Raw genomic sequence first — 26,877 nt, forward strand, 5'->3', positions numbered from 1 at the left:
TCATACTTGTTTTATATTATAATTGACAATCCATCAAGACTTTTAGTCCGTCAGGGTTATTATCTATGTTTTCAAATACTTGTTGAATATTCGTTAAAGGTTGAACATCTGTAATCATTTGTGAAAAAGGTAATTCATTACGAGTGATCAGTTCAATTGCTTTTTCGTAATCTTCTTTTTCATAAACTCGTGCGCCAATTAGGCTTAACTCTTTCCAGAAAAATTTGAACAAATCAACCGGTTTTTTCTCACCGTGAATTGCTACCATTAATATTCTCCCTCTAATGCCTGCTACTTCGCACATTACATCTAGTGCAGGTTGTACGCCAGCTACTTCAAAAACAACATCTGCACGGCGATTCTCGGTTTTGCTTTTTACGTATTCTACTAAGTCTAATTCGATAGGATTAACTGCGTCAAAGCCTAATTCTTTTGCCTTTGCAATACGTTTTGGGTTTACTTCTGAGATAATTACATGAGCACCTACTTCTTTAGCTACCATTGCTACTAATAACCCAATTGGTCCACCCCCTAGAACAACCGCAGTTTCACCTTTTACCAAACCACTTCTACGTACATCATGAGTTGCAACTGATAATGGTTCTATTAAGGCAGCCAATTTTAAATCTGTTTCTGGTTTTAATTTGTGAAGTACAAATGCTGGTACGTTCCAATATTGTTGCATAGAACCTGGACTGTCAATTCCTATAAATTTCAACTCCTCACAAATGTGGTTAAAGCCTTTGTCAGAAGCTTTCACTTTTCTGTCGTCTAATGGTCGAACAACTACTTTTTCTCCCACAACATAACCTTCAACACCTTCGCCAACGGCGTCAATGGTACCAGACATTTCATGCCCAATGGTTTGTGGCATAGCCACACGCTTGTCCATCATACCATGATAGATGTGAACATCGGTGCCACAAACACCTGAATAAGCTACTTTAATTCGGACTTCACCTGTTTTGGGTTGATCAATTTCTTTGTCTATAACAGTGAAGGTTTTATTGCCTTCGTATATGGTTGCTTTCATTTTATATTAGTTTCAAATAGTAAACTAGTTTCATATTTGAAATAAATATACAATTATTTATAAAACCGACAACTAATAAATAATCATATCCTAAAGTTTAATTGTTAAATTATAGACAAAGACATATTTAGGTGTAAAAAAAAGCTCTTAAAAAAGAGCTTAAAGTATTTATGAAGTCGAAGTGATTACTGAAAAATCTATTGTGAGATATAACCTAGTTTTATTGAAATGTCTAGTGCATATTGTGCTATGATTTTTCCTTTGATATCAAATTGATCATGAGGTAATCTACCATGGGGTGCCGTGATCCAAAGGGCTGCCACCGGATATCCTGATTCATTAAAAATAGGTGCACCTATACAATGAATACCTTGTATGTCTTCGCCGTTATCAATGGCAAAGCCATTTTTTTTAACTTCTTTAAGGGTGTTTCTAAAATCTTTTTTAGAAGTAATGGTGTTTTTTGTGAATTTAGTAAGAGTAATTTTTTTTAAAATTTCATCAGACTCTTCTTTTGGTAAATATGATAGTATGCATTTACCACCTACAGAGCTATGTAAACTGAATTGGGTACCCTGTTCTACAAATAATTTTACTGGATAAGATGAAGATACTTGTTCTAAAATAGTGCCTTTGTCTCCTAATAAAATACCTAACATAACAGATTCTTTTAACTCATCTCTTAAGGCACGCATAACATCTATGGACATTTCTACGATGCTCTGCTCGGTCATGGAAGATATGCCTAAAGAAAGCATTTTTCTAGAGAGTGTTATCTTTTTGGTAGTTTCGTTTTTTTGTAAATAGTTCTTGAAAATTAACGTGCTGACGACCCTAAATGCCGAAGTTTTTGTTAGAGATAATGTTTCGGTAATTTCAGCTAAAGTGAGTCCGCTTTTTTTTGTAGCCAATAACTCAATAACCAATAGACCTCTTTCAAGATTTGGTACATTATACTCTGATTTTAAATTTGGCTTAGTTTTGTTCATTGAAAAAACATTGTACCGTAAAATTACTATTATTTAACTTACCACGATGCGAATAAAAAAAGAGGAGCACTTTCTGATGCTCCTCTTTTTATTAATATGTAGTCTATTTATTTTGCTTTTTCTCCTTTTGCGGCATGCGTAGTTTTTCTTTCAGATGTAAAACTCATTATACTTTGGTAATCGCTATTATTGTAAATATGTGAAAGGCCCCAACGCAAAATTTCAGTTGGCTCTTTTTCATTATCGGCTGATCTATCTAAGCCAATAGCATGTGCAGAAACCCCTGGAATTACAGACATTATCTCAAAATTAATACCATCTGGTGCCCATTGAATGGTGTTTTTTTCAGGACCGTCAGTAGTAATTAAAGCAGCAATACCATCATTATAAGGCCATACACAAATTTCGTGGCCGCTATTACTAATGGGGTTGTAAGGCGATTTTACATATGGACCCAATGGGTTATCTGCAATGGCAACTCCGTGACGAATTTGTCTACCACCAAAGGTAATTTTTTCACCCATTTGTTCTCCTTTGTAATACAAGTAGAATTTGCCTTTGTAAGGTATTATGCATGGGTCATGTACTTTATGACTATCAAAGTCTCCTTTTTTCTCGACTAAAAATCTGTTTTGTTCTTCTCCTTTCCAAACACCATTGTCTGCCGGACTTAGAATAGGTTCTTCGCTTTTGGTCCATGGTCCGTTAGGTGAATCTGACCACGCCAATCCTACTTGATTTTTGACGCGTACATTATAAGGTGATTTTACCGTTTGGTAGCATAAATAATATTTGTCTTCAAACTTCATGATTTCTACCGTAAATACTGAGCGGTCATCATAAGTTCCTTTTTCGCCTCGTGCTACCGCTAACCCTTCTTCTTTCCAGGTTTCTCCATCTTCAGATGTTGCATACCAAATATCGCAGCGATCCCATGGGAAAACTTTTTCATTTGCAACGTCACCTCCAAAACCCTGTGACGGTCCCAAACTTTTGCTATACCAAACGTAATATTTGCCATTTTCTTTAATAACGGCACTAGGGTCTCTACGTACAACGCCTTCTTCGTAAGTAAGGTCACCCTTTAAAGGTTTTAGATCAGAAAATTGAATAAACCATTCGTTTCCTAAATCTTGTGACCATTGTAATGCTCTTTTAGATGCGGCACTTAATGAGTCTCGGTTGGTAATACCTAATTCATCTATCAGCTCGTCGGTAACTACTATTTTTTCTTCAACCTTGTCTGTTTCTTTTTCGGTTTTTTTAGTTTCGGAACATGCCGTAAAGATGAACAAACACGCTATTGATAATAATTTTATGATATTTTTTTTCATTTTTATTTGTTGTTTGGTATTAGAATAATTGGTTTACAAATTAAAGTTAAGTGTGTTGAAAATTTATCATATTGAGCTAAATTTCCTTTTAATTGATTGATTAGTCCATGTTATTATAAATTGTTGGTTTTGATACTAGTACCTTCACTAGGCATTGCTTCGAAAGCGGTCAATTTAATATTGAATTTATTATAATATGCGTTGGTGGCTTCTTCAATGAAATGTTCTACCGCATCTTCATGTATTAGATTTATGGTGCAACCACCAAAACCACCACCCATCATTCTAGATCCAATTACAGTATCATAACATTTAGAGAAATCTACTAAATAGTCAAGTTCTGGGCAGCTTACGTCATAAAGGTGTTGTAAACCTTGGTGAGTCTCAAACATGAATTTTCCTAATTGGTGTAGAGATGATTCTTTTAAGGCTTCAACTGATTTTAAAACTCGTTCTTTTTCTTCAATGATATAGGTACAGCGATTAAAAACATCTTCAGAAAGTTCATTTTCAAATTCAGCTAACATGCTTAATGAAACATCACGTAAAGAGCTTACGTTATTATATTTTTCGCGAATAATTGCTACCGCTTCTTCGCATTGACTTCGACGAACATTATACTCGCTAGAAGCTAAATTATGCGAAACATTGGTATTCAATAAAAGAATTCTATAAGGAGCGATAGTTATGGGAACGTATTCATAATCAAGAGATTTACAATCTAACAAGATTACATGCCCTGCTTTGCTCATTACTGAGCTGAATTGATCCATGATACCGCACTTTGTACCCACATAATTATGTTCTGCGCGTTGAGATAATGCTACGATTTCTTGTTTGGAGAGTTTCAATTCGAAGAGTTCGTTGAGTCCGTATGCAATTCCACATTCTAAAGCGGCCGAAGAGCTTATTCCAGACCCTACCGGTATGTCACTATCTAAAATACAATCGAACCCTTTCAACTTATTGGTCAACTGCTGTAGTTCGTATATAACCCCCAAGGCATAGTTTTCCCATTGGTTTTCGCTTACGCTAATATTATCAAGTTCAAAAGTTAGATTTGCATTAAAATTGCGGCTATGAATATTGCACGTAGTAGCACTATTATTTTTGTTGAATTTGAGTTGAATTTTTTTATCAATAGCTGTAGGTAGTACAAAGCCATTATTGTAATCGGTGTGCTCGCCGATTATATTTATTCTACCGGGAGAGTCGATAATTAAATCCCAATTTTTCGAATTAAATTCTATTTCTTTCATTTATAGGGATTTTAGTTTTTCTGCGGCCATTTCTGGTGTAATATCACGCTGTGCCATGGCAAACATTTCATAACCTACCATAAATTTTTTGACCGTTGCAGATCGTAGTAATGGAGGGTAAAAGCTCATATGCCAATGCCATTCTTCGTAGTTATCACCACTGGTTGGCGCTTGGTGTATGCCTGATGAATAAGGAAAAGAGCAGTTGAACAATGCGTCGTATTTTTGAGTCAATGTTTTTAATTGTTGGGCAAAGTCTTCTCTTTCTGTAGTATTTAAACTTGCTATATTAGCCATTTTCCTTTTTGGAACAATCATCGCCTCATAGGGCCAAACTGCCCAAAAGGGTACAAGCGTGACAAAGCTTTTATTTTCTGAGATAATACGAGTACCGATACTTAGTTCTTGATCTATGTATTTACTTAGTAAGCTGGTACTTTCTTTTTTATAGAAGTTTTTTTGTGCTATTGTCTTTTTTTCAATTTCTGTGGGTATCGAATGTTGAGCCCAAATTTGACCGTGAGGGTGGGGGTTACTACATCCCATTATAGCCCCTTTATTTTCAAAAATCTGTACATAATTGATATGTTTTAAATTGCCTAGTTCTGTAAATTCATTTTGCCATGCCTCTACTACTTTAATAATAGCATTAACCTCCATATCAGGAATTGTTAAAGAATGGTTGGGCGAGAAGCAAATAACCTTACAAATGCCGCTTTCACCTTCAGCGTGTAGTAAACCATCAGTATAATCGAACAATGGCGTATCGTTTAAAAGAGCACCAAAATCATTTTTAAAAACTAATGTATTCTTGTAATCGGGGTTAGGTTCACCATTCATTCGGGCATTAGTAGGACACAGAAAACATTCAGAGTCATAATTGATTTTTTCTCTTTTTTCAAAAGATTCTGTTTTGCCTTGCCAAGGTCTTTTGGTTCTATGTGGTGATACCAAGATCCACTCACCAGTAAGTATATTAAGTCTTCTATGTGGAGCGTTCGCTAATTCAGATTTCATTTATGAGCTAAAAGTTTGAGGTTTTAATTAATTATAAAGCCTCTGATTTTTATTCTTTTTCTTGAAACCTAATGTACAGGTATTGAGTAGGAAACGTAGATATTTAGACTTGACAAAAACTGAACAAAATAAATTTTCGGTATAATTGACTCTAAATCAGTAATAAACGGGCTTACTTTATTTCGTTAAAGAAAATCAATGTTTTCTCAATATGTTTTTGCCAATAAGACCATTCGTGTTTGCCTTCGAATTCTTGGTAGGTATGATTAATATCTGAGTTGTTCAGTTTTGTATGAAGTGCTCTATTGTACTCAATTAGTAAATCATCTTTACCACAATCAAAACGAAATGGAGGTAGCTCTTTCTTATTTTGTTGCATCAACTTAAAAACATCTTCGTTTAACGCTTCGGTTTGACTATAATTAATTTCCTTTTCTTCTACAAATAAATGCATTTGATTGGTGTTGGTAATAGAAGAATGACCTGAAAATCCTTTATATTTTTTAGGATATTTAGCAGCAAGACGCAAAGCACCATAGCCACCCATTGATAGACCAGAGATAAATAAATTTGATGATGAACTTGTAGCATTAATATTTTCAATAACTGCATTGATTACATCTTCAACAATCCATTTTTCAAAATCAAGATTATTATGAGGTAGATATGCAGAGCCATCTCCCCATAATCCGTCAGAAGGCATTGCAATAACCATTGGTTGTATAAGCCCTTCAGTCATCATTCGTAAAACGGTAAAGTGTACACCTGCTTTGTGTGCCCAAATCCAAGCACTACCGTACACGCCGTGAAGAAGCGTAACTATAGGTAAGTCTTTTAGATTTTCATCTGGGGGGACAAATACACAAATGTCTCCACGACCTTTAAGATTAGGAGTCTTTACAGTAATAAATCTAAGATGATTATTTTCAAATTCAGGATTTGATATTTCTGTTGTTCTAAATTTTGACATATTTGTTTATTCGAAAACGATTACACCTTTAGCATTTTTACCTGCCAGCATATCATCAAAAGCTTGTTGTAGATTTTCAATAGGGTATGTTCTGGTAATCATTTCATCTAACATCAAATCTCCTTTATCATACAAGCTTACTAATTTTGGAAAATCTATTTGTGGACGACATTTACCGTAAAGCGGATTAATGTAAATTTTATCCCATTCAAATAAGTTCATATCTATAGAAATGGTTTCTTCTATACCACTAACTTGAACAGCTGTGCCTGCATTTCTAATCATTGCTAACGGTGCTGCACCTAATGCCGGCACGGCTGTACACTCAAAAGCAAAATCGGCACCTCTACCTTCGGTTTCTGTTTTTACTTTCTCTGATGCCTGTAGTAAACCTTTATCATTTCTATCTGCTAGAATTGTATGGGTTGCCCCAAACTGTTTTGCCATTTCAAGACGCTCTTCATTAATGTCAATAGCTATAATTTTTGATGCTCCAGAAATTCTAGCACCTTGTATAACATTTAAGCCAACTCCTCCAGTACCAATAATTACGGCAGAACTTCCTGCGGTTACTTTTGCCGTATTCACAGCAGAACCATAACCCGTCATAACTCCACAACTAATAATACTTGCAGAGGGCATAGGTAGATTACCATTAAATTTGACGCATGCCGATTCTTTCACCAAAGTAAACTCAGAAATAGTACCAATATTAAAAGAACGCTCAATAGGTTTATCATTCCATTTTGTTCCTTCTAAATGAGCGTGACCAGGAGTGAAGCCATTTCCGCCAGCGGTTACAGGCGAATTGTTTTCACAAATATGCTGATTGCCTTCTTGACACTGAAAACATTTCATACAAGGAGTAGCCCAATTTAAAATCACCTTATCGCCGACCTTAAAATCTGTAATAGCGCTGCCAATTTGTTCTACAATACCTGCGCCTTCATGACCTATAACAATTGGTTTGCCCCATGTTAGAGAATCGTGATCGGTATGGCAAAGTCCGGCAGCTTTTATTTTAACGATTATTTCATCTGCTTTAGGTTCTGCTATAGTAACTGTATCTATGATAAATTTACCATCACCTGTTGCTATTGCGCATTTTGACTGTATTGACATTTTTTTTCTTTTTTGTACTGATTTTATATATAACTAGTAGGGGTTATGGCTATTGAAACATCTGAAAGTTTAAGCTTGTCAATTTTTTGATTTTTTTGAATAAATCTAATACCTAGCATATAGGCTTTTGCATTGTTTATGGCATCAACAGCAAGTAATTCATCATCCTTAAAATACCAAACCGATTGGCAGTTGTCTCTATCTGTTTCTATTCTCTTAATAGTTTGATTATAACCCTGCGATAAACCCACCATTTGTAGTTTTACATCATATTGATCAGACCAAAACCAAGGTATGGAGTCATATGCTACAGCTTTGCCACAAATAGATTTTGCAGCAATTTTTGCTTGGTCTACAGCGTTTTGTACAGATTCTAATCTAATATATTTTTTGTAATGTGGATTAAAATGAAACGTACAATCGCCTAAAGCATATATGTTTGGGTCATTGGTTTTGCAGTTGGCATCAACTTTAATTCCGTTTTCAATTTCTAAACCAGCTTCTTCGGCTAATTCAGTATTTACTTTAATGCCTACGCCAACAATAATGATATCTGCTTTATAGCTAGAGTTATCATCGCATTGAACTTCATTGATATTATTATCAAAATTAATAGATGTCACATTTTTATTTGATAAAACCGATACGCCATGTTTATGATGTAACTCTTTAAAATAGGTAGACATTTCTGGAGCGGTAACACGAGAAAGAACTCGTTCTTCGCGTTCCAATACGGTTACCGAAGCACCTAGTTTACTTAAAGAAGCAGCAGTTTCTAGACCAATGTACCCACCACCTATAATAATTACCTTGTTGTGGTCTTTGTTAAGAGATTTTCTAATATTAAGAGCATCTTCTGCCGTTCGCATCGCAAAAACATTTTTTGCGCTATTCAATCCTTTTATTGGTGGAATAAAGGGGCGTGCTCCTGTAGTGAGAACTAATTTGTCATACTTCTGAACCGAACCATCAGAAACAGTGACGCTTTTTTCTTTACGGTTAATTGAGCTGATGATTTTACCTAATTTAAGGGTAATCTTATCAGTCTCATAATTTTGTTTCGGAAACAGTAAATCTTGCTGAGTTCCTTCTTCACTTGTTAAGTATGCTTTAGATAAAGGCGGTCTGTGATATGGAAATTCTGGGTCGCGATCAAATAAAATAATATCACCTTCCCAACCTTCTTTTCGTAAGGCGAAAGCAAAATTTACTCCAGCGTGACTTGCACCGATTACGACGCAAATTTTATTTGATGTTTCGGTAGACATTATTTGGCAACATTTAAAACCACCCCATCAATAGCATCTGAAACATCTATTTGGCAACAAAGGCGACTGTATTCGCTAACATTATCATCAAATTCTAGCATGTCACTTTCTAATTGACTAGGTGCTCCAACTTTGTCCCAAAACGCAGGCTCAACATGAACATGGCAAGTTGCACAAGAGCAAACTCCTCCACAATCACCATCAATTCCTTTAACCTTATTCTGTACCGCAAGTTCCATTACACTACCTGTAGTAGCCTCCGTTATAATGGTGTCGTTATCGCTTGTTACAAATGTTATTTTTGCCATATTTAATGTATTAGTTTTTATTAAGAGTTGAATTTAACGTGTAAACTGTCGAAGCCTACTTTACGTTTAAAGTGACCTAAATCTTCAATATTTTCTTTGTAATCTATGATGTCTATTGATTTGACTTCATCTAATAAAGTTGAAATCAAAATCTTTAGTATTTGTCTAGCATGTGTTGCTCCTAAGCAGTTATGTGTGCCAAAGCCAAATGCTACATGCGGATTTATTTTTCTGTCGATAACAATTTCATTTGCATTCTCGAATACATTGGCATCACGATTGGCAGAAGCCCAACAAAGTGATATTTTACTATCTGCTTTAAGTGCATGTTCACAAACGGTAGTATCTTCGGTTGTAATTCTTCCCATTTGTGTTAGCGGCGAAAAATATCTAATTAATTCTTCTATAGTGTTATTCAATATTTCAGGCTCATTGCGCAACCTTTCTAATGATTCTGGATGTTCAGAAAAATAAGAAATGGAATTTGTAACGGCATTTATAACAGTATCTCTACCGCCAGCAAAAGTTAGAATAATAACACCCTTAACTTCTTCTTTGGTCAGCTTTTTACCATTAGCCTCAGATGCAAGTAACACAGAATACAAATCGTCTGTTGGGGCGGCACTTGCTCTTTCAATTTCCTTGTCAATATAATCATACAAAACATTAGCCTTGTCAACATCTAAAGCAGAGCCTTCACTTCTAAAAACATGTGTACCCCATGAAATCCATGTTTCAGCTTGCGCGTATGGCGTGTTTAATAAAAGGGTTAATGCTCGTGATTGTAATGGTAAAGCAAATTCACTAACAATATCTAAAGAGTTCCTTTTTAAAACCTCTTTGACTAAAGATTGAATTTGATTCTTAAGCTTTGCTGTATATTCTTCCTCTAGAGGTCGTTTGAACCACGGGTCTAAAATATCTCTAAAACCTTTATGTAATGGTGGGTCTACTTCAAACGGGATCTGACGTATATCTCTTATATTTTCTTCGGATGGAATAACGATTCGCCCAGGTGCAGCTCCAGATTGATAGGTTTTTGCATTATGCGCACACTTTCTAACATCTTTATGACCTAAAACCATGGTGACTTCTTCACCCTGATCGTCCATCTTGCCAAATCCTTTTTCAATTCTTTCCTTTTCAAAAGGGTCTAGAAACTTGCTCTTATCCATGGTGTTGACTATTATTTATTTTTAAAAAGTATACTCGCAAATATGAATAAACTATTGGTGCGTTAATTAATCTTTATTAGCCTATATAGTGCTTATTTTGACATTTTGATAGGTATATTGATGTTTTATATATCATAATAGATTATAATTGCTATTATATGAAAGCACAATTTGAAAAGATAAATTCTAAGCAAAGTGCATTATATGCGTTTGTTTATGAGGATGTTGAGTTTGATGCGCCTTGGCATTTTCACCCAGAATATGAACTAACTTATATTGTTAAAGGGAAAGGGATGAGGTACGTAGGTAATAGCATTCAAAAGTTCGAAGAAGGTGATTTTGTTTTAATAGGTGCAAATTTGCCGCATTGCTGGAAAAACACAGATTTACATATTGGGAATGTGAAGTCGGTTGTTTTTCAATGGAACGATTTGTTTTTAGGGGAGAACTGGTTTCAAAAAGAAGAGTTTTATCAAATTAATTTATTGTTAAAAAAAGCTGCGAAAGGAATATTGTTTCATTCGTATTCCTCAAAAAAATCAGCAAAGAGATTGATGGCTATTATAGAGAAAAAACCCTTAGACAGATTATTGAGTTTTTTAGAATTACTAGAAGAATTGGCATTGGTAAATTCATTCGAGTTATTAACGACTACCAGTTTCTCGCCAAATCTTAATTTAAAAGCGAACAATAGAATTGATGTAGTGTACGATTATGTGGAGAAGAACTATAATTCCAAAATTAAATTAGATGATGTATCTACTTTGGTATCTATGAGTAATGAAGCGTTTTGCCGTTTTTTTAAAAAATCGCTTAATAAGTCATTTTTTACCTTTATAAATGAATACCGTATTAACCTTGCCAGTAAAATGCTAATTGAAACAAACAAACAAGTAAGCCAAATTGCTTACGATTGTGGGTATGAAAGTCTGCCTTTTTTTTACAGACAATTTCAAAAATATATGAATTGTTCACCAAAGGTTTTTAAAAATCAATATTTGAAAATGAATTCATAATTTATTTGATTTGTACTTTTAATTCTATTAGGTTTCAAGATTAAAATTAGTATTGGCAGAATATTTCTTGATTTATTTTATAGAGAAACATATATTTTAGCCAGAGTGTAATTGAATTATTAATTAAATTTTTTCTTTGAGAATATACTTATGAAAAGAATACTGTCTGTATTATGCTTGCTTACCATTACCATAGGTTATGCTCAAAATAATTTAAAAGATATTAGTGCTAAACAAGCCTTTGAAAGAGCATTAGAATTGAGATTCCAAAACCCTGATAGTGCTGTGGCTTTATTGGATTATAGTAGTAATAATTATTTACAATTAAATGATACGGTTGGTACCACATATAGTTTGTTAGAGAAAGCTTATGTGTTCGAAAATACTGCGCGATACGCAAACTCATATGATGCTTTATGGACAGCGTTAATTTTAAATGATAAAAGAGACGATGATAAATTGAAATCTATCATTTTCGTTAGACTGGGCAGAATATACAGTTATAATAAAAGGGTTGAAGAGTCTTATAAGTATTTAAAATCTTCTTTAGAACTACAGAAAAGAAGAGTTGAGAAATTAAACCTAAAAAAGTCTGTATTAGTACCCTATTATTACTCTTTGGCAAAGACGAGTAGAGAGTTGCAAGAAAATAACGTTGCTCGTATTTATTTAGACAGTTGTTATTTATATTTTTCTGATGAGGTTGATATTCAGCCATTAGCTCATTTGGAGTATAGGGGCAAAGAATATCTTGACTTTGAGAAGGCTGTTTTGTTGGAAAGAGAAGATAATAATCAAGAGGCAATAGCAATAATGGAGGGTGTAATACCTTATTTTCAAAAAAATGAGCCAACTTATCTCGTATTAATTTATAAGTATTTGGGCGACATGTATCTTAATATTTCTAATTTAAAAAAGAGTGAAGAACTATATAGAAAATCTTTAGATATTTCAGAAAATTATAAAAGTCATCTGGACTTTACACCATTGGTCTATGAAAATCTCACTGAATTATACCTTAGAAAAAATGAATATAAGAATGCCTTTAAAAGTTTAAAGAAGGCCAAAGAGCTAGATGCTAAATTTTTTGATGGTAGAAGTTCTATAAACCAATCTTTATTAGAAATAAAAGATAACTATCGAATAGAAAAAGATCGACAAGAAAAACAAATTCAAGAACAATATTTAAAGCAACTTGAGCAAGAAGAAGAGATTAGTAAACTTCAATTGATTATTCTGATAGGGTCTATTATCTTTTTACTAATTATAGGTTATGGTTATTTAAATTATTTAAGAACAAAACATACAAATGAAAAAATATTCATAGAAAAAAATAAGGAATTGGAAATAAAAAAGCAACAAGCTCTTATTGATATAAAGAATAAAGAATTAGCATCGTCGGCATTACAGTTGATAGAAAAAGATGAATTTTTGAAAGAGATAAAATCTAAGGTTAGTGTTGGTACAGATAAGAATAAAATTCACGAAATAAATAAGGTGCTAAGGTCAATATCGACTAATAATAATAATAATTGGGATGAGTTTAAGCATCGATTTATCTCAGTAAACAAGGACTTTTACAATAAAATTTTTGAGAAATTTCCTAGCTTAAGTCAAAGTGATCAAAAGATTTGTGCATTGATAAAATTGAACATGTCTAGTAAAGATATGGCGAGGTTATTAGGTATATCTGTAGAGTCTGTACATACTTCAAGACATCGTATTCGCAAAAAAATGGAACTACCAAGAAATGTAAATTTAGAAGATTACATTAATTCTATTTAAACACATATAGCTTATAATTAAGTGCAAATTTGTCGACTGGTAAACTTTATATCAAGTCGATAAACTTAATGATTCTTTGATATTGGGTTATTTTCTTGATGATTTTTTAAAATTAATGGAACATAACTGCATTCACACTTCTCAAATTACAATCAAATAGATATTTAAAAATTAGCTGCACTTATAGAGCTGCTTTGAGTTACGGCATCATATTGATTGTTTATTGTTTAATCATAAATGAGTGCGCTATAAAATTTTCTTTTGATAAAAATTTTAACCCAGTAGCACCTAATTATCCCGTTACCGGAATAATTATTTATTACGAAAAATTAATTCTTTGAGCATAAAAATAAATTTGAGCTGATAAGCGTAGAAAAGTACAGTTGATAAAATTGCTTTAGAAAATACCCAAATTCAGTTCTAGATTATGATATAAATGAAGGTATTATAATTAATAATGCAGAGTAGATTTAAGTAAAATAATCTGGATTTATAAGTAAAAAAAGATAGTCTGTAAAGACAGTCTTTTTTTTGATAAATATTTCAACTTCAAGACAAAAAACATTTGAAAGCGTTGAAAAACCGACATTTTAGCGCTTGAGTCAAGTTCTTGTACAGTTTTAAAATGGTAAAAAAAATAGAGTTATAATTAGTTTTGTTCAATCACAGGCTTAAAAATTATGGATACATTAAAATATTAACAATAATCTTAATTCAACTGTAAGTCTAATAACTCAAGCAAATTTTATTTAAACCAATGATTATGAAAAAACAATTTTTTGAATTTTTAAAGAAATGCTTTCTGTCGGGACTGTTCTTTGCCCTACTAAGCATGAACAGCGCAATTGGTCAAGAGACCATTTCGGGAACAGTAACAGATAACTTAGGACCTGTAGTTGGGGCTAATGTTTTGGTAAAGGGATCTACTAATGGTTCACAGACCGATTTCGATGGTAATTTTTCTATTCAAGCATCTCCAGATGATGTTTTGGTAATATCATATATAGGATATGCCTCTCAGTCTATTAAGGTCGGAAATCAAAAAACAATAAATGTTGTATTAGCTGAAGATGCAAGTTTATTAGACGAGGTAGTAGTAATAGGTTATGGTACTTCTAAAAAGAGCGATCTTACCGGTGCCGTTTCTCAAGTAACAGCAAAATCATTTGAAAACCAACCATTAACTCGTGTAGAAGATGCATTGCAAGGTAGAGCGGCAGGGGTGTCGGTTTCTGGATCTGGAGCACCAGGCGCAGGTATTAAAGTAAGGGTTAGAGGGGTAAATTCTATAACAGGTAATAATGACCCTCTTGTAGTAGTAGATGGTGTTTTTGGTGGTGATTTAAGAACGATCAACCCAAATGATATTGCCTCTATAGAGGTGCTAAAAGATGCTTCTTCACTAGCAATTTACGGTTCTAGGGCTTCGAATGGGGTGATTTTGGTGACCACTAAGAAAGGAGCAGGAAAGGCCAAAATAAGTTTTGATCACTTCGTATCTATAAGTAGTCAAGCAAGAAGTATAGAAACGTTGGGTTCTGGTGATTTTGCTAGACAAAAAAATGCAGGGTTAATTGCAAACGGAGCAGACCCAGCATATACAGAACAACAAATATCTGCTCTTGACGCGAACCCAATCAATTACGAAGATCAATTGTTTCAAACAGGTATAGGTACAAATACGCAGTTGGCAGTAAGTGGGGGCAAAGATGATTTAAGATACTTTGTTTCTGGTAACTATGTAAACCAAACTGGTACGGTTATAACTAATGAATATGAGCGATTCTCTTTACGTTCTAATATTAGTTTAAATGTAACAGATAAATTATCGGTAGGTATAAATTTATACGGTAGTAGAGAATCAGAAGTAAATAATCCAGATGATTTTAACCGTTTTAAAGGAAGTAGTATCTTAAAGACGCTTACATGGGATCCTACATTACCTGTACAAGACAGTGATGGTAATTTTATTACAAGTTCAAATTTTGCAAACAATGGTTTTAACCCCATTGGTACACTTTTAAGAAGTAACAGAGATCGTGCTGCAGATCGTTTAAATACGAATATTAATGTTGGCTATAAATTCACGGATCATTTTAAATATAGTCTTGTTGTCGGTGCGTCAACAATTAATCAAAATGTTGAATCTTTTATACGAGACGATAACCCTACCGATGCTAATCCTAATCATACCCGTGTTTCCTACGATAATTTCAGAAACACAAGTCATCAAGTAAGTAATATTCTTAATTATAATAATAGTTTTAATAAGCATAATCTTGACGTTACAGGTGTATATGAATTTCAAGGAGACCGTAATACTTTTAATGGTTACAACACATTTGCTATAGCTACTGGCGGTATATATTTAGCTGATAATGAAGATCAAGCGAGAGAAAATTTCTATAATGATGGTAATCAAAATTCAATACAATCATATTTAGGTCGTGTTCAATACAATTATAACAGTGCGCTTTACTTAACAGGTTCTATGCGTATCGATGAATCGTCAAGGTTTGCAAAAGGTAATAGAACTGGGTATTTTCCTTCTGGGGCAATTGCTTATAGTTTTAATAACATGCCATTTATTGAAAATGGTAAAACACTAAGTAGTTTAAAGTTAAGAGCTGGCTGGGGTCAGGTAGGTAATCAGAATATAAACTCTACAGCACGTTTTTCATTGACTAACGATGCCGGTAATTATCCTTTTGACGGTTCTACCTTGGTATCTGGTTCAACACTTACACAAGTTGGGAATCCAAATTTAACATGGGAAACAACTTCACAAACAAATATTGGTGTTGATATGGGGTTCTTTAGTGGTAGACTTAATGCTTCGGTAGATTATTTTAGTAAGACAACTGAAGACCTATTATTAAGAACAATAATTCCGGGTACATCTTTTGCAAAATTTGAAAATGCAGGGGTAGTTGAAAATCAAGGTATAGATTTGACATTGTCCGGCACAATTGTTCAAAATGATAATTTCACTTGGGATTCATCTTTTAACCTTTCTCACGTAACGAACGAAGTAACTGAATTGGTAAACGATGTTGATCAAATATTAGGAAATATTAGACCGGTAGATGGTACTGAAAATTCTATAAATGTAATAGAGCTTGGTCAACCGCTAGGTCAATTTTACGGTCTTACATTTTTAGGTACTTGGAAATCAACCGATGATTTACCAGAAGGTATACAAGCAGGTGATGCAAGATATTTGACTGATGACGAGGGTAATTCTGTTTTCTCTACCATTGGTAATGGGTTGCCAACCTTAACATGGGGTTTTAATAACACATTTAACTATAAAAATTTGAGCCTGAACGTCTTCGTAAACGCTGCGCATAATTTTGATGTTTATAATCAAGTTGCAGCGGCTATTAATGGTGGTGCCGGTGATTTTAGAGATGACCTTTCTCCGTTAAGTGTAAATAAATGGACTCCGCAAAATGAAACAGATTTACCACGTAGAGGTTCACTAAATGTTTTGAATTCTTCTCGATATGTTGAAGATGGTAGTTTTATTCGATTAAGTAATCTAAAATTAGGTTACACATTTGAAGATATCATTAAAAATGTTGAAAGTCTTCAAGTTTATGTCAGTGGGCAAAACTTACTGCTACTTACCGATTATAGTGGTTATGACCCAGAGGTATCTTCTACACCTGTTAATCAAGATTTAAATAATACAGATGCTGGAGCCGGTATTGATATAGGGGCTTACCCTAACCCAAGAACATTGACATTAGGTCTTAAACTTCAGTTTTAAAAAAAAAGAATATGAAAAATTATAAGAATAAAAAAAGTATAGTGAAAAGACTTGGTTATGCAAGTTTGTTCGTAGCTATTTCTGCAACCGTTTTACAAGGTTGTGCAAATTTAGATCCAGACCCGGTAGAGTTTAATCTGCCACCAGAATCTTTTGCAAGTTTAACCGATTTCGACAAGGGTATTACGGGTATTTACAGTACGTTGTTAAGTGCGGCCCAATGGACAACCTTTTATGCTGCTTCTTGGGCAGGAGATGATATCACGACTCATTTTGCCAGTAATAAAGCAGATTTTAGACAGTTCGACCAGCGTGTGGTACAATCTACAAACGGACGTTTATTAAACAATTGGAATGCGATTTATAATATAGTAAATACTGCGAATTCTCTATTAGAAAGATCACAGGGAATGGAGAATTTAGATGTTGATCAAGATCGTTTAAATATATTGATCGGTGAGGTTTATTTTCTAAGAGGTATGGCACTTTTTCATGCAACACGGGTTCATGGTAAAATTCCTATACCGTTAACAGCTATACCAGATCCTAATATTGGTTTATCTGAGCAGACAGATGTTTATCTTCAGATCGAATCTGATTTTATGGAAGCTGAGATGAGATTGCCAGATATTTATCCAGGGCAAGAAGCTGGCGCTCCTAGACCTAATAAGGGTTCTGCAAAATCATTATTGGCAAGACTGTATTTAGATTGGGCAGGTTTTCCTGTAAAAGATGCTAGTAAATATACTAGCGCAGCAACAAAAGCTAAAGAGGTTATTGATAATGCTGCACTTTATCAATTTGAACTATCAGATAATTTAGAAGATTTATGGAAGGTAGCTAACCGATTTAATAGCGAAAGTGTATTTACGATTACATATTGTGGGGCATGTGGTTTTAATACGGCAAATTTAAAAGACGGTATATTAGGTCTACCTAGTGATTTTGGAGGTTGGCAAGAGACTTTTGCTGAAATCAAATATTTCGAAGATTTCCCTGAAGGAGCACGTAAAGAAGCTACCTATAGAACTGATTTGGATTACACCACTTTTAGTGATCAAAAAAGTCCAATTTTCAAAAAAATAGCCGGACCTGTAAATGATTTACCTGCAGCTGCATTCATTACCGATAGAAATGATTTTTATATGCGTTACGCTGAGGTATTATTGATATATGCCGAAGCTTCAGGTAGATCAGGTGCATCAAGTGCAGATGCTTGGGAAGCATTGAATATGATTAGAAGAAGAGCAGAAGGTTTACCATATGCAATTGCAGATGCTAGCATCGATGTAACTAGTGGTGATTTAGCAGAATTTGCTTTCACTGAAAGAAAATGGGAGTTCGCAGGTGAATATCTTAGATGGTTTGATCTTGTTAGAATGGAAAAAGTAGAAGAAGCATTAATAGCGAGAGATTCACCAGGTACAATTCAAGAACATAATGAAATACAAGGTAGCCTAGGTACCAATAATTATTTCTCACCGGTACCACAAGCAATAATTGATTTAAACCCAAACTTGGGTAATTAAAATAGTTGAGTTAGTTTTAGTTTAATAACGGTGAACTTTAAATTGTTCACCGTTATTTTTTAATACCTAATGCATTCTCTCGAAAATAGGAATAGTTATTATATACACTTATTTTAAAGACTTTATTATAAGCTATGCAAGTCAAATACTTAAAGATGAATAATTCATTTATAAAACCTTGTTTTTATGTGTTAGCATTTTTTTCTTTTTCATGTAATTCTGTTTCAGATGATAAAAAAGAAAATACAGAAGTAAATTCTCCTAAATTATTCACTGAAATTACCTCTGCCAGTTCTGGCATACATTTTAACAATACACTTGAAGAAACGATAGAATCTAATTACTATCAATATATGTACACCTATATAGGTGCAGGGGTAGCAGCTGGTGATATAAATAACGACGGCTTAGTTGATCTTTATTTTACGGCAAATTCATCACCAGATAAGCTCTATCTAAATTTAGGTGATTTAAAATTTAGAGATATCACTGAAGAAGCTGGTATTTTAAATCTTCCCGGTTTTAATACAGGTGTAACTATGGCTGATATCAATGGCGATGGTTTATTAGATATTCATGTAGCTCGTGGTGGTTGGTTGGATCAAAATGGTCAATTCGATAACTTAGTATACCTAAATAATGGAGATTTAACTTTTGAAGAAAAAGCTAAAGAAATAGGTCTAGCAGATGGTAACAGAACAATACAGGCTACTTTCTTTGATTTTGATAGGGATAATGACCTAGATGTCTATATTTCTAATACACCAGATATAACGAGCAGAACTAAAATAGTAGATTTAAGTAAAGTGCATAGTAACCCAAAAACTATGGAGCTAAAAGGTAGTGATCGGCTTTATGAAAATGATGGTAATGGACATTTTACGGATATTTCTTTAAAAGCAGGATTATATTATGACATCGGTTTTGGCTTAAATCCACAAGTTGGTGATCTTAACAATGATGGTTGGTTAGATATCTATGTTTGTAATGATTTTAATTATCCTGATTTGGCTTATATAAATAATGCTGATGGCACATTTAAAGAGTCTAGTAAAACCATGTTTAAACATATGTCTTTTAATAGCATGGGAAGTGATTTTGTAGATATTGATAATGACGGGCAATTAGATTTACTTACGTTAGATATGAACCCCGAAGACTACAAAAGGGCTAAATTGAATATGGGTATGATGCCAATTAGTCAATTTGAAATGATGGTAGATCAAGGGTACCATCATCAGTATGTTCATAATATGCTGCAAATGAATAATGGTAACGGTTCTTTTAGTGAAATATCTAAAATGGCAGGTGTTGCCGATACCGACTGGTCTTGGGCAGTTTTAGCAGCCGATTTTAATTTAGATGGCCTTAATGATATTTTTATAACTAATGGTATTTACAGAGATGTAATGAATCGTGATGTTATAGAGAAAACTATGGATATACTTCGTTCAAGGGGCAGAAAACCTACAGAGCAAGATTTTTTAGAGTATACCAACATGTTGCCACAACAAAAATTAAAAAACTATTTTTTTAAAAATAATGGAAATCATACATTTTCAAATTCTACCAATGATTGGGCTACTATTTCACCATCGCTATCTAATGGGGCAACTTATGCCGATTTAGACAATGACGGTGATCTTGAAATTATTGTAAATAATATTAACCAGAAAGCGACAATTTTAAAAAATAATTCGATAGAACAAAAATATGGTGATTTTATAAAAATAAATTTAGAAGGGAAAGATCAGAATACCTATGGGGTTGGTTCAAAAGTCACCTTAGTTTTTGATAATCATTCAATACAATCGAAAGAATTGACAAATACAAGAGGTTTTTTGTCTTCGGTTTCGAACACGCTTCATTTTGGACTGCCAAAAAATAAAAAACCAAATAAAATAATAGTGCAATGGGCTGACAATAGTATTAAAGAGTATCAAAAATTCAATATTAATCAAACAAATAAATTAAACTACTTAGAAGGTGTTGCTAGTACCATTAACAAAGATTTAAAGAAGCCAATATTTGAAAAGCAATCGTATGCTTTTGAACATAAAGAAGAATATTTCAACGACTATGATTTACAGAAGCTATTACCACATAAATTATCACAAAATGGCCCTGGTTTAGCTGTAGGCGATATTAATGGAGATGGAAATGAAGAGGTATATATTGGTGGAGGAAAAAACCAAGCAGGTCAGTTAATTGCATTTGGGGAATCTAAAGAAAGTCTGTTATCAATACAAACGTTCGAAAATGATAAGATGTACGAAGATCAAAGTGCTAGTTTTTTTGATGCCGATGGTGATGGTGATTTAGATCTTTATGTAGTTAGCGGGAGTTATGAGAATTATAGAAATACAAGATTCGCTCAAGACCGATTATACTTAAATAATGGAGAGGGTAGATTTACAAAGTCCCTAACGGCATTGCCAGAAATAACGTCATCTGGTTCTGTGGTTGTTTCTGGTGACTTTGATAACGACGGAGATTTAGATCTCTTTGTTGGCGGTAGGGTAATACCAGGGCAGTATCCGTTTATGCCATCAAGTTATATTTTACAAAACAATGAAGGTGAATTTTCTCGTGTAGAACATAAATTAGCTCCTGAATTAGAAAAAATAGGTATGGTAACCGATGCCCAATGGGTAGATATAAATAATGATCAGTTTTTAGATTTGGTCGTTACCGGAGAGTGGATGGGTATTGAGATATTCGTCAATGAATCGGGTGCGTTTAAAAAGAGTGATGCATATAGAACCTTATCTAAATCGATAGGGTGGTGGAATAAAATTGAAGTAAAAGATATTGATGCTGATGGTGATTTAGATATCATAGCTGGTAACGTAGGTTTAAACCATAAACTAAAGGCAAGTTATGAAGATCCATTATTAATATTTGCTAATGACTATGATCGAAATGGTTCTGTTGATATAGTTATTGCAAAGGAAATTGAAGGTAAGAACATGCCGATTAGAGGAAAAGTAGATTTAGCGAAACAAATGCCTTATTTGGTAAACCGTATAGATACGCATGAACAATTTGCCAATTTAAATTTAGATGAGATTTTAGGAGGAAAAGTAGGAGAACCTTTGTATGCCGCAACAGAATTTAGGTCTGGTATATTTATTAATGCGGACAATAATTCTTTTACCTTTCAGCCTTTTGAAGATCGAATTCAACAATCTGTAATAAACAGTATTTTATTTGAAGATTTTGATGGTGATGGTATACAAGATCTGCTACTTGCAGGAAACAATTACCAAACAGAGGTAGAAACTACTCGTGGCGATTCAGGTATAGGCTCTTTTTTAAAAGGTGGTGAAAAAGGGGAGTTTAGCCTAGTATCACATTTAGATTCTGGTTTTTTTGTAGATAAAGACGTAAGAAATATGAGTTTTTTAAAATCTAGAAAGCAGGCTAGAGTAGTGGTTGCCAATAATAATGGGGTACATGATTTTTTTAAGCTACAATTTAAAAGTAACTAAATAATTAGCACTTCACGCGAACTTAATTGCTATATACAACTGAAATTATATTTAAATAATAATACAACTAAACTATTTTGAACCAAAATACGCCTATAACAATCAGGTATAATAGTACATGATGATTATAAGGAAGTAAAAGCCTTAATAATTAAACATTAAGGCTTTTTAAATTAATGGTCGTAAGAATATAATTTATACTGCTTCTTTAAATTTTCTAAAATGCTTGGCTAACGCTTCCCAATCATTCTTTTTTATCATTTCTGGGTCAAAAAGTAAACCGCCCATACCAAATGCTTTTGCACCAGCTTTTTTAAACTCTTCTATGTTTTCTAGCGAAACTCCACCTGTCGGCATATAATCTATAAAGTCTAATGGGGCTGCTACATTAGCTATATAGCTAGGACCAAGGTTTGCTGAAGGAAAAACTTTAACCATTTTTGCACCTAATTTCCATGCGGTATAGATTTCTGTTGGTGAGAACGCCCCAGGAAAAACAGGAACATCTTTTTTAACACAAAAACGAATTACGTTTTTATTTACAATTGGGGTTACTATAAAAGAAGCACCCGCTTTCAATGCCTTTTTAGCATCTTTTTTGGTGAGTACGGTACCACAACCAATATTTAATTTACCTTCAAATTCATTTACTAAAGCCTCAATGATCTGGTAAACATCTGGACTATTTCTTGTGATCTCTAAATTTGTAAAACCTTCGCTTACGAAGGTTCTGGCAATATTTAATACTGTCTCTTGGTCATAGCCCCTTAAAATACCAACAATAGGAGTTTCTGTAAAAAGCACTTCTGAAAATTCTTTCATATTTAATTTAATTTTATTCTTAAGATGAGTTCATGGCATGAAACATACAATACTGACTCATCTTCGTTGAATACACAATTAGATGTTAGCTTGTCTGTTTTGATCGTGCCTAAATGATTGCCGTTTTTGTTTATTACAAAAACACCGTCTGGGCCTGTTAGAAATATGGTACCGTCTTTTTTAATGGCCATACCATCTGGTTTTTGTTTAGAAATACTCTTGTCTAATGCTTCTTGAAGGTCTAAAACAATCTTTTCATTAGTTAAATGACCTCCTTCAGAAATATCATAACTAACGAATAACGGAGGGTTTGAATTCGCAATATATAATTTTGAACCATCTGGAGATAAGCCTATTCCATTGGGTGTTGGCCATTTAGATGTTAGTAGTTTAACTTCTCTATTCGTACCGATCATATAGACTCCTTCAAATTCTAATTCTTTAGAACCTTCTTCTAGCCCAAAATTGGGGTCTGTAAAATAAATATTACCTTTTTTATCGATTACTAAATCGTTTGGAGCGTTGAACTTTTTACCTTCAAATTCGCTGGCAATTACCTCAAATTCAGAAACAGGGTTTTTATAATCTCCTAGATAACGTGCAACCACCCTATCTCCGGTTTGACAAAGAATTAGATTGTTTTCTTGGTCTAAAAACATACCATTAGAGCCTTGAAGTTTTTTGTCTTTACCAGTATAGCCACTTGGATTTAAAAATTGAACTGCTCCTTTTTCTTCTGTCCACTTATAGTTGATATTCTGTGGTACGTCAGAAAATAATAAACATTGTTCATCAGTAATCCAAACCGGACCTTCTGTCCATACATAACCATCTGCAATAACTTCAATTTTAGTCGATTGTGGTACATGATTGTAAAAAGAGTTATCTTTTTTTTCTAAATATCCAATAGTAGGGTATGATGTAGTTTCTATTATTATGGTGGATGGTTTTTTGTGATTGTTATTTTTACATCCAACAAAAAATGTAATTACGATAATGAGCTTAAAAATAGATTTCATTTATTTTTGATTGATGTGTGTTCTTATTTATCTATTTAGAACAAATAATTTAATTGAGTTAATGTTATTAGTATAACTTAGATTTAGGACTGTTCTTAAATATGATGACAAGCTGATTATTTTATAAAATTATAGCTTAACCCTGTCTGATAACTTTACACCCAAAACGTTTAGTGAGATTTGATCTAAATACTCTTCGTCGCCTTTAAAGTGATAGGTTCTACTGGTATGTATGATTTCTTCTCCCACTTCAAGTTCTTTAGCAGCTGAAGAGCTCTCAACTTCGTAAAAAGGACCAAAGGGACCTGCCGTTGGGGTAACACCATCGTTAAAAATGTTGATTACATCACCACCGTAAGGATCACTGTTATTTTCTTTTTTTGAATTCACGTAATAGGGACTATTTTCAAAGCTAAATTCTACTATTGTTAGCAGATTCAGTTCAGGAGAATAGCTGCCAAAAACCGGAACAGTGTTTTGGGGAAGAATGCCAATTTTATTCAAGTAATTAGCATCAGCTTTATAATAGACAAAGCCGTCTTTAATTTGCATTCGTGAATCGTCTAAGGGGGTGAAATAGTTTGTTACTTCATCTATATGACCAGTAGTGGGGATAATTGCAACTGTATTGTCGGTAGGAATAATACAGCCAAGAATCCAAATTGAAATAAGTCCGGTTTCTTTTGACCATTTATTCGCACCAATATTCACCATTTTTGTAACGGTTTCAAAACCTACGTAAGACACCTTGTCATCTACATAAACGTTAAGATTTTTCTCGATTTTATTTTTTCCTAGAATAGAGATTTTTCTTTCTACGTCAATATTGAATATATAATTTTGATAATTCTTGATGTGCATACGACCGGTACTTACAACTTCTTTATCTGTTTTTAATTTAATTTTGAATTGTAGGGTATCCAAATCTGGTGCAATGCGTGAGTTTGCATCTTCGAATGTATCACCTGATTCAAAAAATAGATTGTACTTACCATATTGTGGTCCAAACCACATTCTGTCTTCACCACCTAGATTACTAAACTTTTTCTTAAAGCTTCTGTTTAATACAGCTTCTCTTTTGAACCAACCATAGCTTTTACCTTTTAGACCATTTGAACTACTGGTAAAAACGCGTCCTTGTAAGCTTCCAGAAACGGCTATCATGGAGTTTTCTGATTTGAGTACATGAAGGTCTTCAATGTTATTTAATACCTTAAGGTCACTACCAAAAGTATTATGCGTAAATGTAGAATTACATCCTAATAAGGATATCATAGTTATTAGTAATACCAATGCTTTATAGCTTAACAAATAAGTAATTATAGAAACTACAGCCTTGATTTTTAATACCAGCTGATTTCTCATTTAATTACTTGTAGATTGGTTAATATTGATTTCGGAATCATAAAATTTGATAATGTTGTTTTTATACTTACTCAAAGTCTGGATTAATAAGTACCTCACCTGCCAACATAGCTTTCATCATTACTTCTTTAGATGGCCTTGGTCTTAACCTGTATTTGGTAGGGAGTCCTGTATCTCTAAAAAAATCATCATTCGTTCTAGCGATAGGTAATGAATCATTTGTTCTTTTACGCATTTGTTTTAATCGCAAACGCATATCGTTTAAGATATTTGTATGAGATTCGTTCTGTGCAAGATTGTAGAGCTCATTCGGGTCTTTTACAATGTCATAAAGTTCTTCGGTCGATCTAGGTATAATAAAGCATCTCATTTGAGCTTCGTTCAATGTGCCATTTTCTTTTTCGCTCAACATGCTTTTCCAGGTCAAATCTCTAATGACATCTGCAGACGGAGTATTAGGAAGGTCAGGATAGAAATTTTTAATGTATTTATAACTGGTAGTTCTAATAGCTCTTGTGTAATCTTCAAAATCATGAAAATGATCTTCGGCATAGATTTCATTTCTAACAGGTTTTGCATCTTCACTCAAAAGCGGAGTAAAGTCAATGCCTTCAAAATCATTTAATGGTTCTAAACCGGCAATTTTCATGAATGTAGGCGCAATATCGATTGAGCTTACAAGATTGTTACTTGTACTACCTGGTTTAATTTTTGAAGGCCATTTTACAATCCATGGAGTTTTGATTCCCCCTTCATAAAGAGTAGTTTTATCTCTAGGAAAAGCCCTTCCGTTATCTGTTATAAAAAGGATGATAGTATTGTCTGCTACACCTTGGCTTTCTAATTCAGTAATTACCTTACCTACATAGTCATCCATTCGTGAGATTTCGTCATAATAAAGGGCGTAATCTTTACGTACTTTTTTGGTATCAGGGTGATAAGGAGGTAAAATTACGTTTTCTGGTTTATGTGGATTATCGATAATACCTTCAGAAAAAGGTCTATGAGCATCAAAGGAAGCCAACCATGTAAAAAATGGTTTATCTTTTTCCCTACTTCGAAGTAGTTTGATCCATTCATCGCAACCACTGCCGTCACCTACCAGTCTGCGGTCTAGACCAAGGGGTGCATCTTTCCACTGCATTTCATAAATGGTGTCGAAATCATCATTTACCGATTCTCCAAGATGATATTTTCCGGCCAGGCCTGTCCAGTACCCTGAATTTTGAAGCTGTTTTACAAATGTATTTTTATCTTCGGGCAATGGCCAAGACAGCTGTTCGGCATCTGTGTTATGCGGGTACAATCCACTAATAATACTTGTTCTACTAGGGCTACATGAACTTGTGGTCAAAAAAGCTTGTGTAAATAGCATTCCGTCTTTTGCTAATTGGTCAATGTTTGGGGTTCTAACAGTATTATTGCCATACGCTCCTAAATCGTTCCAATTAACATCATCTGCAATGATAAATACGATATTAGGTCTTTTGGTCGTTACCGTTGATTTTTTTTCTTCACAGGATAACATAAAAATGATTGAAATACAGAAAAGAGCGGTCTTAAAATAGATTGGTTTGTTAGAAATGTTATTGTTCATTTTTTA

At 33.7% G+C, this 26,877-nt stretch carries 19 protein-coding genes; 5 read left to right on the forward strand and 14 right to left on the reverse strand.

Translation table 11 applies throughout. The features are described 5' to 3' along the window. Nucleotides 1–16: 16 nt before the first annotated feature. The 10 genes from Q4500_RS01660 to Q4500_RS01705 form a co-directional block, all read right to left on the reverse strand. Nucleotides 17–1,033 (reverse strand): zinc-binding dehydrogenase, encoded by a 1,017-nt coding sequence (locus Q4500_RS01660; RefSeq protein WP_303598021.1) that lies wholly within the window; start codon nucleotides 1,031–1,033, stop codon nucleotides 17–19. A 197-nt stretch (nucleotides 1,034–1,230) separates the two neighbouring features. Continuing rightward, on the reverse strand, nucleotides 1,231–2,022 hold the full coding sequence (locus Q4500_RS01665) for an IclR family transcriptional regulator (protein WP_303598022.1): 792 nt from the start codon (nucleotides 2,020–2,022) through the stop codon (nucleotides 1,231–1,233). Between the two features lie 107 nt (nucleotides 2,023–2,129). Continuing rightward, entirely contained in the window at nucleotides 2,130–3,356 is a 1,227-nt protein-coding gene (locus tag Q4500_RS01670; RefSeq protein ID WP_303598023.1) for a family 43 glycosylhydrolase, read from the reverse strand. 113 nt (nucleotides 3,357–3,469) lie between these two features. Beyond that, complete coding sequence (galK, locus tag Q4500_RS01675) at nucleotides 3,470–4,615, reverse strand: galactokinase (protein ID WP_303598024.1); 1,146 nt, start codon at nucleotides 4,613–4,615, stop codon at nucleotides 3,470–3,472. Beyond that, a complete protein-coding gene (locus Q4500_RS01680; RefSeq protein ID WP_303598025.1) occupies nucleotides 4,616–5,632 on the reverse strand; it encodes a UDP-glucose--hexose-1-phosphate uridylyltransferase in 1,017 nt (338 codons plus the stop codon). It abuts the gene before it with no gap. 172 nt (nucleotides 5,633–5,804) lie between these two features. After that, nucleotides 5,805–6,602, reverse strand: coding sequence for an alpha/beta hydrolase family protein (locus Q4500_RS01685; RefSeq protein WP_303598026.1), 798 nt, complete (start codon nucleotides 6,600–6,602; stop codon nucleotides 5,805–5,807). A 6-nt stretch (nucleotides 6,603–6,608) separates the two neighbouring features. Beyond that, nucleotides 6,609–7,724: a Zn-dependent alcohol dehydrogenase gene (locus tag Q4500_RS01690; RefSeq protein WP_303598027.1), complete on the reverse strand. Its 1,116-nt coding sequence runs from the start codon at nucleotides 7,722–7,724 to the stop codon at nucleotides 6,609–6,611. A gap of 23 nt (nucleotides 7,725–7,747) precedes the next feature. Then, on the reverse strand, nucleotides 7,748–8,992 hold the full coding sequence (locus Q4500_RS01695) for an NAD(P)/FAD-dependent oxidoreductase (protein ID WP_303598028.1): 1,245 nt from the start codon (nucleotides 8,990–8,992) through the stop codon (nucleotides 7,748–7,750). Beyond that, entirely contained in the window at nucleotides 8,992–9,300 is a 309-nt protein-coding gene (locus tag Q4500_RS01700) for a 2Fe-2S iron-sulfur cluster-binding protein (protein ID WP_303598029.1), read from the reverse strand. The genes Q4500_RS01695 and Q4500_RS01700 overlap by 1 nt, the downstream gene beginning before the upstream one ends. Before the next feature lie 20 nt (nucleotides 9,301–9,320). After that, nucleotides 9,321–10,475, reverse strand: a complete 1,155-nt coding sequence (locus tag Q4500_RS01705; protein WP_303598030.1) for a cytochrome P450 — start codon at nucleotides 10,473–10,475, stop codon at nucleotides 9,321–9,323. Nucleotides 10,476–10,633: 158 nt separating this feature from the next. On the opposite strand from Q4500_RS01705, the gene Q4500_RS01710 reads away from it, so the two are divergent. The 5 genes from Q4500_RS01710 (at nucleotide 10,634) to Q4500_RS01730 (ending at nucleotide 22,068) form a co-directional block, all read left to right on the forward strand. Beyond that, nucleotides 10,634–11,491: an AraC family transcriptional regulator gene (locus Q4500_RS01710; RefSeq protein ID WP_303598031.1), complete on the forward strand. Its 858-nt coding sequence runs from the start codon at nucleotides 10,634–10,636 to the stop codon at nucleotides 11,489–11,491. A gap of 150 nt (nucleotides 11,492–11,641) precedes the next feature. Beyond that, nucleotides 11,642–13,276 (forward strand): hypothetical protein, encoded by a 1,635-nt coding sequence (locus Q4500_RS01715; protein ID WP_303598032.1) that lies wholly within the window; start codon nucleotides 11,642–11,644, stop codon nucleotides 13,274–13,276. Nucleotides 13,277–14,039: 763 nt separating this feature from the next. Continuing rightward, nucleotides 14,040–17,048, forward strand: a complete 3,009-nt coding sequence (locus tag Q4500_RS01720) for a TonB-dependent receptor (RefSeq protein ID WP_303598033.1) — start codon at nucleotides 14,040–14,042, stop codon at nucleotides 17,046–17,048. Between the two features lie 11 nt (nucleotides 17,049–17,059). Next, a complete protein-coding gene (locus tag Q4500_RS01725) occupies nucleotides 17,060–18,577 on the forward strand; it encodes a RagB/SusD family nutrient uptake outer membrane protein (RefSeq protein WP_303598034.1) in 1,518 nt (505 codons plus the stop codon). A 155-nt stretch (nucleotides 18,578–18,732) separates the two neighbouring features. Beyond that, the gene (locus Q4500_RS01730) at nucleotides 18,733–22,068 is read left to right on the forward strand and encodes a VCBS repeat-containing protein (RefSeq protein WP_303598035.1); all 3,336 of its coding nucleotides are present in this window, start codon (nucleotides 18,733–18,735) and stop codon (nucleotides 22,066–22,068) included. Nucleotides 22,069–22,263: 195 nt separating this feature from the next. On the opposite strand, the gene Q4500_RS01735 is transcribed toward Q4500_RS01730, so the two are convergent. The 4 genes from Q4500_RS01735 to Q4500_RS01750 form a co-directional block, all read right to left on the reverse strand. Continuing rightward, nucleotides 22,264–22,890, reverse strand: a complete 627-nt coding sequence (locus Q4500_RS01735) for a bifunctional 4-hydroxy-2-oxoglutarate aldolase/2-dehydro-3-deoxy-phosphogluconate aldolase (RefSeq protein WP_303598036.1) — start codon at nucleotides 22,888–22,890, stop codon at nucleotides 22,264–22,266. 2 nt (nucleotides 22,891–22,892) lie between these two features. Beyond that, nucleotides 22,893–23,909, reverse strand: a complete 1,017-nt coding sequence (locus tag Q4500_RS01740; RefSeq protein ID WP_303598037.1) for an SMP-30/gluconolactonase/LRE family protein — start codon at nucleotides 23,907–23,909, stop codon at nucleotides 22,893–22,895. Nucleotides 23,910–24,038: 129 nt separating this feature from the next. After that, complete coding sequence (locus Q4500_RS01745) at nucleotides 24,039–25,274, reverse strand: DUF6786 family protein (RefSeq protein ID WP_303598038.1); 1,236 nt, start codon at nucleotides 25,272–25,274, stop codon at nucleotides 24,039–24,041. Between the two features lie 67 nt (nucleotides 25,275–25,341). Next, nucleotides 25,342–26,871 carry a sulfatase gene (locus tag Q4500_RS01750; protein WP_303598039.1) on the reverse strand — a complete coding sequence of 510 codons (1,530 nt, stop codon included), beginning with the start codon at nucleotides 26,869–26,871 and terminating at the stop codon, nucleotides 25,342–25,344. Nucleotides 26,872–26,877: the final 6 nt, after the last annotated feature.

Origin of the sequence: Maribacter sp. 1_MG-2023, from assembly GCF_030547005.1 — a bacterium.
GTDB lineage: Bacteria > Bacteroidota > Bacteroidia > Flavobacteriales > Flavobacteriaceae > Maribacter.